The sequence below is a fragment of the Martinezella paranaensis genome (genome assembly GCF_014200235.1).
Taxonomy (GTDB): domain Bacteria; phylum Pseudomonadota; class Alphaproteobacteria; order Rhizobiales; family Rhizobiaceae; genus Rhizobium; species Rhizobium paranaense.
The window spans coordinates 47398-59823 of record NZ_JACHBI010000019.1; the positions used below are offsets into that span (position 1 = coordinate 47398).

The 12426-nt window shown below is 58.3% G+C and carries 13 protein-coding genes and 2 pseudogenes; 5 read left to right on the forward strand and 10 right to left on the reverse strand.

Going from position 1 to position 12426, the window contains the following annotated elements; translation table 11 throughout:
- Positions 1-305: 305 nt before the first annotated feature.
- The 5 genes and pseudogenes from GGD50_RS29120 to GGD50_RS29135 form a co-directional block, all read right to left on the reverse strand.
- Entirely contained in the window at positions 306-788 is a 483-nt protein-coding gene (locus tag GGD50_RS29120) for a MarR family winged helix-turn-helix transcriptional regulator (RefSeq protein ID WP_343070034.1), read from the reverse strand.
- A 59-nt stretch (positions 789-847) separates the two neighbouring features.
- A complete protein-coding gene (locus GGD50_RS29125; RefSeq protein ID WP_183940695.1) occupies positions 848-1081 on the reverse strand; it encodes a maleylacetoacetate isomerase family protein in 234 nt (77 codons plus the stop codon).
- Between the two features lie 555 nt (positions 1082-1636).
- Complete coding sequence (locus GGD50_RS33000; protein WP_246451605.1) at positions 1637-2098, reverse strand: glutathione binding-like protein; 462 nt, start codon at positions 2096-2098, stop codon at positions 1637-1639.
- Positions 2099-2174: 76 nt separating this feature from the next.
- Positions 2175-2363, reverse strand: a pseudogene (locus GGD50_RS33005) (glutathione S-transferase N-terminal domain-containing protein); the annotation flags it as partial.
- A gap of 441 nt (positions 2364-2804) precedes the next feature.
- Complete coding sequence (locus GGD50_RS29135; protein ID WP_183940697.1) at positions 2805-3806, reverse strand: TAXI family TRAP transporter solute-binding subunit; 1002 nt, start codon at positions 3804-3806, stop codon at positions 2805-2807.
- A 535-nt stretch (positions 3807-4341) separates the two neighbouring features.
- Here GGD50_RS29135 and GGD50_RS29140 point away from each other — a divergent pair.
- Positions 4342-4656 carry a carboxymuconolactone decarboxylase family protein gene (locus GGD50_RS29140; protein ID WP_183940698.1) on the forward strand — a complete coding sequence of 105 codons (315 nt, stop codon included), beginning with the start codon at positions 4342-4344 and terminating at the stop codon, positions 4654-4656.
- A gap of 255 nt (positions 4657-4911) precedes the next feature.
- On the opposite strand, the gene GGD50_RS29145 is transcribed toward GGD50_RS29140, so the two are convergent.
- Entirely contained in the window at positions 4912-5184 is a 273-nt protein-coding gene (locus GGD50_RS29145; protein ID WP_183940700.1) for a hypothetical protein, read from the reverse strand.
- 480 nt (positions 5185-5664) lie between these two features.
- On the opposite strand from GGD50_RS29145, the gene GGD50_RS29150 reads away from it, so the two are divergent.
- The 4 genes and pseudogenes from GGD50_RS29150 to GGD50_RS33295 all read left to right on the forward strand — a co-directional run bounded on the left by GGD50_RS29150 (position 5665) and on the right by GGD50_RS33295 (position 8646).
- The gene (locus tag GGD50_RS29150) at positions 5665-6888 is read left to right on the forward strand and encodes a CaiB/BaiF CoA transferase family protein (protein WP_183940702.1); all 1224 of its coding nucleotides are present in this window, start codon (positions 5665-5667) and stop codon (positions 6886-6888) included.
- Positions 6889-6902: 14 nt separating this feature from the next.
- Positions 6903-7808, forward strand: a complete 906-nt coding sequence (locus GGD50_RS29155; RefSeq protein WP_246451607.1) for a hydroxymethylglutaryl-CoA lyase — start codon at positions 6903-6905, stop codon at positions 7806-7808.
- 72 nt (positions 7809-7880) lie between these two features.
- Positions 7881-8271, forward strand: a pseudogene (locus GGD50_RS29160) (aconitase family protein); the annotation flags it as partial.
- A 108-nt stretch (positions 8272-8379) separates the two neighbouring features.
- Positions 8380-8646, forward strand: coding sequence for a 3-isopropylmalate dehydratase small subunit (locus tag GGD50_RS33295; RefSeq protein ID WP_281397271.1), 267 nt, complete (start codon positions 8380-8382; stop codon positions 8644-8646).
- 644 nt (positions 8647-9290) lie between these two features.
- Here the strand turns inward: GGD50_RS33295 and GGD50_RS29170 are convergent.
- The 4 genes from GGD50_RS29170 to GGD50_RS29185 form a co-directional block, all read right to left on the reverse strand.
- Entirely contained in the window at positions 9291-9635 is a 345-nt protein-coding gene (locus GGD50_RS29170; RefSeq protein WP_183940706.1) for a DUF1330 domain-containing protein, read from the reverse strand.
- 136 nt (positions 9636-9771) lie between these two features.
- The gene (locus tag GGD50_RS29175) at positions 9772-10509 is read right to left on the reverse strand and encodes an SDR family NAD(P)-dependent oxidoreductase (RefSeq protein ID WP_183940708.1); all 738 of its coding nucleotides are present in this window, start codon (positions 10507-10509) and stop codon (positions 9772-9774) included.
- Between the two features lie 182 nt (positions 10510-10691).
- Complete coding sequence (locus GGD50_RS29180; RefSeq protein ID WP_183940710.1) at positions 10692-10898, reverse strand: hypothetical protein; 207 nt, start codon at positions 10896-10898, stop codon at positions 10692-10694.
- 79 nt (positions 10899-10977) lie between these two features.
- Positions 10978-12423: an NAD(P)(+) transhydrogenase (Re/Si-specific) subunit beta gene (locus GGD50_RS29185; RefSeq protein ID WP_183940712.1), complete on the reverse strand. Its 1446-nt coding sequence runs from the start codon at positions 12421-12423 to the stop codon at positions 10978-10980.
- Positions 12424-12426: the final 3 nt, after the last annotated feature.

The window sequence follows — 12426 nt, forward strand, 5'->3', positions numbered from 1 at the left end:
CGCGCGAGACGCTCCGTCGGACAAGGCCCTCGAGACAGGGGCGAATGCCAGGACGTTCCTACCGTTGTTCAAGTCAGGCGCTCCCGTCCACATGACCTGGGCGCCAACGAAGGATGTGTTGGTGATCCGGATCACCTCATCCTCACACGCCTGCGCAATGTACCGAGACCAACTCGCCCGAAAGTCACGCGAGAGGATCAAGCGTTGTACATTTCCAAACGTGGGCGACTGCTTTGGATGCGGTGTGGTCGGCATGATGACGACCTGCTCTTCCTCCTCTTTGCTCAAGTCAGGCCACGCGGGTCTCAGGGCAGGCGGTGCGGTGCCCGGCTCAACCTGTTGTTGGCTTCGGCCAGCTTTCCCAGCAACGCTATCAGTTGCGCCTGCTCACGGACGTTCAACGGGCCGAGGAGGCGCCGTTGCGATTCCTCAACGTTGGGCATGACATCAGCCAGAATCTGTCTCCCGGTATCGGTGATGGACACGATTTTCGCCCGCTTGTCCTTGTCTGAAGGTTCCCGTGTGATCAGGCCGCGCTCTTCCAACTTGGTGAGAACGACGACAATGGTTGTGCGATCCAGTGCCGCGACGCCGCCGATTCTTGCCTGATCCATAGGCCCGAAGCCATCCAGGGCCGACAGAACGCTGAACTGTAAAGGTGTCAGGTCAGACGCCCGGCATTCGTCGAGAAAAATCGCGACACCGATTTGATGGCAGCGCCGCAAAAGATAACCGGCCATGGACAGAAAGCGGCTCTCTTCGGTTACCGCCTCGTGATTGGGAGTCACCTTACTTTTCCGCACATTCGTTCTCACATTCTGGTCCCTCAAATTCCATCCAACTAATCCTAGAGTTCAATCTGCACGAACGCAGGCAATTCGGCACACGAATCGAAGATGCGGCTGATCGTCGGACAGGGCAATATGTCTACATCAAAGCGACGATTGTTGAGACAAACATCGAGCAGACCCGGCCTGTCGCCATGCCAGAAGCTGCCTGTCCGATCATCTTTTACAAACGTCTTTTCCCGCACCGCGAACGTCTCGCTCACCCGGTCCCACACTGCCGCCACCCTCGTCATATGTGCTCAAGACCCGGACGACGTCGGCGACGAGTGCGCCAGCAGGCTTGGCAAAAAGGATTGGAGCACGCTGACACTCGGCGTCTCTTGAGGAGAGAAAACAAAAGTCAACTGGATCTCCTGACGGTCTCCCTATATACCCCGAAAGTCCGCGTGGTGCCGGGTCGAAGCCTGCCGCAGGGGCGGGTAAGTCGTTGGTGATATTGAGCAGTATTATGCATATAATACTGACAAATGCAACACTCAACCAAGGTAGCATCTGGGCGAGCGCAGGATGTTGGAGCTCGTCAGCCCACGGCGCGCTCGCCGACGAACTCTTCCGCGCAGCGGGCTCTCTAGAACGGCCGGTCCGTCGCGTTCTGTGCCCGTCCGACCCACGTCATCAGCCTGTGAAGATCACGCACATCATAGGGGCGTGCTCGTCTGGTTTCGACATGAAATGCTTTCCTTCGATTGGATTTGGTTGCGGCGACGAACACGCCGTGGTTCTGCGATAGCAACCTCGACCGGGATTCGTGAAGCGACAGCGCCGACACAGAAGCCGAGCGTTATCGCTCACCTGTTGCCCGGCACTGCTCTGTGCAGTTTCTCCCCAAACATGTTCGACCATTCCGCCGGGCTTAGTTGGGCGCGGCGCTGCATGTATTCGTCGGGGATTGCCTTCTCCGCAGTATGGCCGCGCTGCACGGCGGGACGCGCCGCGATCGTGTTGAGCAAGCGACTGGTGTTAAGAAAGGCCTCCTGAAGCTCGTAACCCAAGGTGCTTTGCGCCCACCGCAACGGCCACACCGCAATGTCCGCGATCGAAAATTCGTTGCCAGCGAGATATTCGACTTCGCCCAGCCGGTTTTCGAGCACGTGCATCAGCCGGTTGAGTTCCTTCGTATAGCGTTCGATCGCGTAGGGAATCCGTTCGGGCGCGTAACGAACAAAATGCCCAACCTGCCCGCTCATCGGTCCCAGTCCCGCGACTTGCCACGTCAGCCATTGCAACGCGACTGAGCGCGCGCGGGTCATCGGGCAGTAACTTTCCCGTCTTCTCCGCTAGATATTGCAGGATCGCGCCCGATTCAAACACGTTGTGCGGTCCGCCACCGAATGGCGGGTCGTCGTCGACGATGGCCGGCAATTTATGGTTCGGGTTTATCCGGCCAAAATCGGCCGTCAATTGATGCCCGTCGAATATGTCGTATTGGATCATTTTGTAGAGCAGATCGAGCTCCTCAAGCGCAATGCTGATCTTCTGCCCGTTCGGTGTTGCCACGAAATGCAAATCGATCATTGTTTCCTCTCATCTTCTTTCTGATGGACGAACCCGGTACTTGTTGGGACCTCAGCGTTTGCCTTGCAGCATCAACTTCCAGCATTCAGAAAGTCGGCTCCGCGTTGCAACATGGACCCTGTAAGTCTTGGCTGCTGTACGTCAGGAAAACGCCTTCCAAGCCACCGGACTGACCGACTGGCTCTGAAGCCCGCTCCACGCGCTCGAGCCGCGGGAAGCCGCGACAGCGCGACCGTTACATCAACGTTCCTGGCCGAGCCAATGCGGGAATCCCGCCATTCACATGGATGGTTTGGCCTGTGATATAACGGGGGTCCAAGCAGGAACAGGATCGGCGCTACTTTGTCGTCCGGTTCGGCAAAGCGGCCGAGCAGGATGCTGTTCAGCCGTTTGCGGCGGCATCCTCTCCGAACCACGCAGATGCCGACATGAGGCGTCTTTTTACATGTACCCGCAATCGCGATAGTATTTCTCCGCCCCCGGATGCAGCGGCACGTAGGTGTCCTTCCACATCTGTGACAGATCAACTGGGCCTGTCAGGCCCTGCTCGGGAAGAAATATCGACTCGATCTGGCGCTTCTGCTGATCGATACCGCGTATGGTGGCGTATGCAATTTCGTCGGGGAGATCCTCGCGGCAGAATAATATATGTCCGGAGAAGTCCACTGTTGGCACATCCGCATCGACGCCGCGCAGCGAGTTCTTCGGCATAATCGCCCGGCGGATCCCGTGTTTGCGCTCGATCCGGTCCAGTACGTCCTCGTCGATTGGCAGGAAGGTCAGGTCGACGGTGTCAGCGATGTCCTTCCAGGGCCTGGTCATCAGCGCTTCATCGAACACTGCATTCAAGGCTCCGCTGCGCATGCCCGAGACGCGATCGAGCCGGCCTTCGGGTACTTTCTCCATGAGATTGGGCTGCCGGTCACCGAATACCACCGAGCCGCCCCAGGATTCCATCTCCTCGATAGACATGCCGTACTCTGCCAGCACAATGTCCAGCACCCAGCCAGTCGGATGATGAAGATGCGTTGGCGCGGTCGAAATCCTGAGCGGAATTTTTTGCTCCTTGATCTGCCTGATTGAGCTTATGCCCAGATCCTTGCGCACGGCGAACGCGAACTGATCAAAATGCGGGAACACGCCGATGGCCATCAGGCGCAGAGGCCGCTCTCCGAAGCCATTCGCGCCACGACCCGCCCGGGCGGTTTCGACCAGCCAGGAAGGAGAGGTCAGAGCCATGTGATAGCGACCGCTGTCGACGAGTTCCGGCCCTATAATGCAGGCCTCGCCCGGATGCATGTTGTGCACCGATACCGTCGTGCCCTCAGGAAGGTCGCCAAAGTATCCGGTCAACCCCTGGCCGATCATACTCCCATATTTCGAAAAGTTTGCGCCGGCGGCCAGGATCTTGATCTCCGTGGCGGCCCCACTTTCGGTTGTCATGCTTCGCTCTCCTCCCAGGACGCACCTGCGTCCAAACCCGGCAGACTGCCTGCGCACGCCAAGTTTCATCCTCATCAATTACGCAGCATTATGCGCATAATGCTGACGTTTGCAAGAGGGTTCCGATATCGGCAATCGGTCGCAAGTGATCACAGCGAGGTTCCGCCACTGGGATCGAATGTCGCGGCGGCAATCGACGTAAAAACTCTTAAGCTGCAGAATGGAGACGGGAGCTGCGGTCTCTCCGTTCCCGATAACGCTCCTTCGTTTTCAAGGGGGACGAGTTCCAGGAGACTTTCGTGCTGGCGCCCTCTACTCTTGCTCGCTTGCAAAAAGATGAAGGGGCGTTTTTAGCGCCATTCATCAATATTTGGTTGAAGAAGCCAAAATCGTACGCGAAAAAGGCCCCCGCGCGCACCTTGATCGTTTTACGACGCATAGTTTGGCTGCGATCTCCGATCAGTGAGTGGTACATTCGCATGCCTATCCGTCGGAGGGCTCCGGCAATCTCGAAGAAGCACGAAGGAGTTCAGTCTTGAACGATGCCAATCCCAAACCAGGAACGGTCGCCTATGTCAGCAAGAACGGCGGCACCCCGGGCCAGATATTCGCACAGTTTGTCGGCTCGCTGGCCACGGATACCGTCCTGACCCCGCGGGAGCGGGAACTGGTTTACATAGGCATACACGCGGCGCTCAATCTGGAAAACTCGCTGCGCGCCCATATCCCTCGCGCGCTGCAGGCCGGCGCCACGAAGGAGGAACTGGCTGCCGCCATGATGATCGCCGTCGCCAATGGTGGCGTGAACGGCGCCTTGATCGGGCTGCCGATCCTGTTCGAGGAATATTGATCCGCGACGGCGCCGAACGGAGAATTTCGGTTCGGTGCGAGGATGGAGGCGCGAGACCGGTAGCGAATGGTGGGCACTGGCGCGGTCCACTGGACTATCCATGGCTTGATGGGGTTGTGCGGCGTGGACGGAAGATCCCGTTTCGCAAGGAGCTTTATATCCGTCCGATACGTTCGCTTGGTTCGATAGCGTTTCGGGCCATCCTTTACCATCATGCCAGCTTGTGGACCGGCAGGAGAGCCGATCCTGATTTGGTCAGATTGACTGTCGTTGCTGGTATCGCCGGCTCATAATTCCGGCGCGGGCGCGTTTTGTGTGGTTATCCCTCTGGCGTGCCAAGGAAACCCACGCTTCCGCTGGCGCAATCCCTCCCCCTTGAGCGATCAGATCCTGCTGGAAAGCCAAAACCTCCAGCCACCAGACATCGAGGTTGCTAAGCGAATGCCCCACCTGGTTCGGCGGCTCTTCGGCTCCGGGCAATTGTCCTGCCGGCGCGTTAGAGCGGTCACCGTCGTGACGCAGGATCATCAACGAGACTCTTCTCTCCGCCACTCACCCTTCCTGGATTCGGTCATCAGTCGACGGTGGCGCCAATGTAGCCGATAATAACAATCCGCGATCGTCAACCGGTGACCAGAGTCAAAACTCAAACAAAACTGTCGAATTCCAATGGTGATACGAGCCAAATTTCTGCGCTCCTGACCGCCACTTTGGCAACTTCCGTCGTGGTTTCCGTGATCACATCGTTCCTGTGCCAAAACAGTGGAGTGAGGACAGGAGAATCGATTTTCACTCGCTGTCACTATATTTGACATGCATTATATTTTCGGACATGTATCATTTTGGCTGGCTCGCCTCTGACAGTTCCACACAGAATGAATGCTGGCGCTGGAGCGTCGGGCAGACGCGGAACGGACACATCCGTTCTCGACAAACCCACCAAAGAATAAAGCGGACAGTAATCGATTCGGCGAGGAATCGGGTCCATCCGCTCAAAGGAGGAAAAAGATGGATGGCGACGGTTTCCCGCTCCGCGGTCTCAGGGTGCTTGAAATCGGACACTTTGTGGCGGCTCCGTTCGCCACGCGCCTTCTGGCCGATCTCGGCGCTGATGTTATCAAGATCGAGCCGCTCACCGGAGATCCTGTGCGTCAATGGGGCGAACAAGTCGACGGCAAGTCAATCTGGTGGTCTTTGCATGGCCGAAACAAGCGGAGTCTGGCCTGCAACCTCAAAGATCCGAAAGCGATCGAACTTATCCTCAGGCTGGTGCGTGAATGTGACGCCGTCGTCGAGAATTTCCGTCCTGGCCAGCTTGTCAGGCTTGGAATTGGGCCAGACGTTCTGCGCCGGGAAAGGCCGGACCTGATAATCGCGCACATCTCCGGCTTTGGCCAGACAGGACCTTATCGGGACCGTGCCGCGTTCGGCGTCATAGGTGAGGCGATCGGCGGCCTCAGGCATCTGACCAATCAAGCGCCGGGCCGTACCGACCTTCCGCCAGTGCGCGTGGGGGTCAGCATTGGCGATTCGCTTGCCGGCCTCTACGCCGCTTTCGGTCTTGTTTCGGCGCTGTGGCAGAGAGATCGCACCGCCGGCGACGCCAAACCGCGTACCATCGACGTCGCTCTCACGGAGAGCGTGCTGAGCCTTATGGAAGGAATGCTTCCGGAGTACGGGAGGCTTGGAAAGGTCCGCCAGCCGACGGGTGGAGGCATCCCGACGGCGGCACCGACCAATGCCTATCCCAGCGCCGACGGAGCGTACGTTCTGATCGCTGCGAACTCCGAACCGCTTTTCGCAAAGCTGATGGGTTTGATAGGGAGGCCGGACCTGATCGGTGTTGCGCGTTTCTCAGGCAATCAGCAACGTGTTCAAAATTCAGTCGAACTCGACGAATTGATTGGTCAATGGTCACGCCGACATGATTCAGAAACGCTCATCGAGTTGCTGACCGGCGAGGATATCCCAAACTCGCGCGTGTACACCGCCGCTGATATCGCTCATGACCCGCAATATCGGGAGCGCGGGATGATTTTGGACGTTCATGACGAGGCATTTGACGGCCCAATTCTGCATCCTGGCGTCGTACCGCGCTTTGGTGACGAACCAAATGCAATCCGGTGGCCGGGACCTGCTATTGGCGCCCACAACGAGGAGATCCTGCGCGGACTGCTCAGCATGGATGACCAGGAAATTTTCGTCCTGCGCGAAAAGGGAGTGATATCATGAGCCAGGACGTAACCTTGATCGAAGTCGGGCCGCGCGACGGTTTCCAGCCGATCACCATGTTCATTCCGACCAGCCACAAGATAGACTATATTCGCCGCCTCTACGAAACAGGCCTCAGGCGCGTGGAGGCTAGTGCGTTTGTGAGCCCCCGCGCTATGCCGCAAATGGCTGACGCGGCCGAAGTCCTGGCGGCGGCACAGGCAATGCCGGATCTTGGCGTGCAGGTCCTGGTTCCAAATCAGCGCTACTGTGAAGAGGCTGTCTCTGCCGGAGCGACTGCCATCGCATTTGTGCTTTCGGTGAGCCCGAAGCACAACATGAACAACGTGCGCAAAACCCCGCGGGAATCCGTGGAAGAATATGCCGGGATTGTGGGGCAACTTCCTCCGTCAATTTCACTTCGCCTGAACCTGGCGACGTCGTTCGACTGTCCGTTCGACGGACCGGTTGCGCCAGACGATGTCATCGGGTTGCTTGACCAACTCGTTCCCATCCGCCCACAGGTCGAGATCGCGCTTTGCGACACTACGGGTCGGACGACGCCCAACAAGGTCAAGGCCCTGTTCGTGCGCGCCATGGCACGTTTCCCGAACGGACCCGGCTGGGTATTCCATGGCCATGACACATATGGCCTCGGGGTCGCAAATGTCCTTGCGGCCTATTCGTCCGGCGTGCGGGCCTTTGACGCGTCGTTCGCCGGACTGGGCGGGTGCCCCTTCGCTCCCGGTGCGACCGGGAATGTCGCGACGGAAGACGTCGTGTGGACCTTCGATAACATGGGCATAGCCACCGGCATCGATCTTGGCCGCCTGCTTGATGTCGCGGAAGACGGCGCCAGGATTACGGGAGCCACCCCGGGCGGCCGTGTACGCGCAGCACTGCGTGGCAATCGATGCATTACGGAGGAGTCAACAAAATGACCAGACCCCGCACGCTCTATGAAAAATCTGGGACAGTCACGTTGTGGCAGCGCTCGAGAAGGATCCCTGGGCGGATTGCCGATTGACGTTGTCTTCATAGGCTCCTGCACAAACAGCCGCATCGAAGATCTGCGGGCGGCGGCAATCGCTCGTGGACGGACGGTTGCACCCGGCGTGAGGGCGCTCGTTGTTCCAGGGCCGGGTGACTAAAGGCCCGAGGTCAATCCGAGGGCTCGACCGCATCATCGCCGCGGGCTTCGAATGACGTGACGCCGGCTGTTCCATGTGCGTTGGTCTCAATCCGGACAAGCTGATATCGGGACAGCGTAGCGCATCGACTTCAGACCGGAATTTCGAGGGTCGGCAGGGGGGTGGCGGGCGAACCCATCTCGTTTCCCCGGCGATGGCCGCCGCAGCGGCGGTCACGGGTTGCCTCACGGACGTGCGGAGACTGGCTATATGATCCCCTTTGTTTCAATTACCGCAATCGCGGCTCCACTGGAGCTTGCCGACATTGACACGGACATGCTGTTTCCCGCAGCCTTCATGAAAAACCGTGTCGCGAGACGGTTTGTCCAAGGCCCTGTTGTACAACGCCCGGGTTGCCGATCCAGAATTTCCTCTGAACAAGGCGCCATGGGATCGAGCCGGCATCATTGTCGCGCTCGACAATTTCGGGTGCGGATCAGGTCGTGAGCACGCCCCGTGGGCTCTGCTGGATTTCGGGATCAGATGCATCATCGCGCCCAGTTTTGCGGAAATTTTTCGAGGAAACTGTTTCAAGAACGGCGCTTGCCCGTCGAACTTTGCCGGCAGGATGGGAGACGCTTCTTTCTGATGTGAGGAACCCCGAAACGGCGGTTCTGACGGTCGATCTGGAAACCGAGACGGTCACCCGCGCGGAAGGCGCACAAATTCATTTCTCGATAGAACCCCGAAAGCGTTAACGCCTGCTGCACGGTGTCGATGACATCGACGTGTCCCTCACCTACGCCCCGGATATCGCATCGTATGAACATTCCTCGGCCAGGGAGTATCCGTGGCTAAGGCCGATCCCGACAGAGCTCCCCTGAGCGACGGAAGACAATAACGCCAGCACCACGTTACGTCAGGCACGGTTCGAACGCAGCCTGATGCGGTTTTCACGAAAGACCGTTCTTCAGAGCGTTGAATGCGGAGGCGAGGCAACGAGAGCGTTGCCTTCGCATATGGCATTGAAAATGAGGGCGCGAACGACGTCCTGGATACGGACCGGTAGCGGTTGGCATCCAAGCAGGCGCTTCGCCGCTTCATGTCGGAGACCTTCGAGCGAGTTCGGCATCATCAAGCAGAGGCCTTTTGGGGTCGATCTTGTTATTCCATACAAGAGCGCCACGTGCTCTGATGCGACCATCTCATTCCGCCGGGGTTTTATCACGCGCAAACCGTCGAACGGAATGCGCAACGACTGGTGGCTGCGCACTCGTTCGTGGTCGACATTTATCAGGGATGCGCTTTCAGGTACGCCTCCTCCTCCTCATCGGTCATCCATGGCTTGTCCGTGATGAAGCTGATCGCTTTGGTAAAGCCGTCACGCAATTTTATGATCTCCTGATACTCGTCGCTCATCCAGAAGCCCCGGGCGGCTTTTTCGTCGGGGAATTCGAGAATGACGGGGCGAGCCCCCTTCCAGGTTTCGTCGCCCTCCACGAGTTGCGCGCCTTCACCAAACATTCGATAGGTTGCGCCATATTTCTTCGCCAGAGCTATCGAACGTCTGGGGTAGCCAGACTTTACCAAAGTATCAAAATTATCGATCTTGATGATCAACACGACATAAGCAGGCATGGACAGGACCCTCCAGTTCTCCACCTTGCATTAGCGGCGCAGCAGGATGCGCACGCTCTCGATTTGCCATAAATCGATTCTGATCTGGATTGCCGCCACAGGCCGGATATGGCGTCCGTTCCTGCAGCGGCAGCACTCAGGAAATCTTGTACATGCCACCATCGACGACGATTGCCTGTCCGGTGATGAACGAGGCATCTTCACTCGTCAGAAATGCAATCGGTCCGGCTATATCCTCCGGATCGGCGAACCGTTTGATCGCTTGCTGCATCCACACCTGCCGCTTGACCTCATCAGGCAAACTTGCCATGCCCGGTGTGTTGGTTATTGCCGGCAGAACGGCATTGACGGTGATACCGTCGGCGCCCAGGTCGTTTGCCAACCCGCGGACAAAGCCGATAACGCCCATTTTGCTCGCCATATAGTGGCTCAGGCCCTGTTGCGATACGCCGATAGAATTCGACGATATGTTCACAAATCTCCCCCAGTTGTTCTTACGCATGAGCGGCACGAAATGTTTCGCGCTGTGAAAATGCGAATCGAGATTCACCCGCAGCACGGCATCCCAATCCTGGGCATCCATTTCATCAATATGCTTCACCGGGAGAATCCCGGCGTTGTTAACAACAATGTCGGCTCGCCCAAAGTGACTGAACGTGACTTCGGCCAGTCTTGACCAGTCCGTTGCGAGTGAAACGTCAGCTACGGCACTGATGTGCTCCGTGCCGATCTTTTGCGCCGTTTCCAGGCACTCCGCTCGGTCCACGAGAACAAGTTTCGCACCGTGCTGGGCGAGTTTGATGGCGATCGCCCGACCTATACCTCTCGCCGCGCCGGTCACGACGGCAACTCTGTTTGAATGAGACATTGACATGATTGCTCCTTTCTATGAGCTCGGAAAAAATGAAGGCTGTATCGAGCCCCGCAGCGCCGGATGAGGCTGTAATCTGCCGGAACGATCAGTAATGAAGGCTGCTTCGTCGAAGACGAGGAAGGTGACATGATCAGCATCATCGTCCGGGCCTTGATGCCGCTTGATGTTTAGCTTTCGTATTTTCACACCTGCAGATATCGCGTCGTTGTTTGTGGCAAATCAAGTTCCCCGCCCTCAACTTCGACGAGCGCTTTCACCTCTTCGAGAGCACCGAAACCTGCTACGGCGACATCTACGCCGTCACCGACAAGGTTGCAGTTAGCCGAGCGACCGAAACAGGCGACGCCACCGGTCACAACCGCAATTCTGCCTACCAAACGACGGTTCATTGTGTGTCCTTACTGACGGTTCACCTGCTGGCGCCTGTGTTGGGGGTGGGCGCGCCTCCGGTCTTGTTTGCCCGTTCGATTACGTGAGGAGCGGCAGAAGATCGTTGATCGACTTCTTGGCATCGCCATAGAACATGCGAGTATTGTCCTTGTAGAACAGCGGGTTTTCGATGCCGGAATAGCCCGTGCCCTGTCCGCGCTTGGAGACGATCACGAGCTTCGACTTCCACACTTCCAGCACGGGCATGCCGGCGATAGGCGAGTTCGGGTCGTCCTGTGCCGCCGGGTTGACGATGTCGTTGGAACCTATGACGATCACGACGTCGGTATTGGGGAAGTCGTCGTTGATCTCGTCCATTTCAAGCACGATGTCGTAGGGCACCTTCGCTTCGGCGAGCAGCACGTTCATATGGCCGGGCAGACGTCCCGCCACCGGGTGGATGGCGAAGCGGACCGTCTTGCCGGCGGCTCTGAGCTTGCGGGTCAGTTCGGAGACGGTTTGCTGCGCTTGCGCCACCGCCATGCCATAGCCCGGGACAATGACGACGCCGTCTGCGTCGTTGATCGCCGATGCCACGCCTTCGGCGTCGATCGCCACCTGCTCGCCCTCGATTTCCATCGCCGGACCCGTCGCGCCGCCGAAGCCGCCGAGGATGACCGAGATGAAGGAGCGGTTCATCGCCTTGCACATGATGTAGGAGAGGATCGCACCTGAGGAACCGACGAGCGCCCCCGTCACGATCAGCAGATCGTTGCCGAGCGTGAAGCCAATGGCGGCGGCCGCCCAGCCGGAATAGCTGTTCAGCATCGAAACGACGACCGGCATGTCGGCGCCGCCGATGCCCATGATCAGGTGGTAGCCGATGAAGAAGGCGAGAGCAGTCATCAGAAGTAACGTCCAGTCGCCACCGCCGAGCAAATAGACGAGCAGAAGGATGAGTGAGTGGGCAGCGGCACCCGCGTTCAGCAGATGTCCGCCCGGCAGCTTCTTCGCCTTGCCATCCACCTTGCCGGCAAGCTTGCCGAAGGCAACGACGGAGCCTGTGAAGGTGACCGCGCCGATGAAGACGCCGAGGAAGACCTCGACCTTCATGATCGCCAGTTCCACCGCCGTCTTGTGGGCAAGAATGGCGGAAAAGCCCGTCAGCAACGAACGCGCCGTTTCATCGAGCGAGGCGACATGCGCTTCCTCGATATGGGCGTTGAAGCCGATAAAGACGGCGGCAAGGCCGACGAAGGAGTGAAGAGCCGCCACAAGCTGCGGCATCTCGGTCATCTGCACCCGGCTCGCCACGAAGTAGCCGAGCACGGAGCCGCCGGCCAGCATGAGGAGCACGACGAGCCATTGCCCGACACCCTTGCTGATCTCAGGGCCGAAGACGGTGGCGATGATGGCAAGGCCCATGCCAACGATGCCGTACCAGACGGCGCGCTTGGCGCTTTCCTGGCCGGAAAGACCGCCGAGCGAGAGGATGAACAGAACGGCTGCGGCAACATAGGCCGCGGAAACGATACCAATGGTCATTTA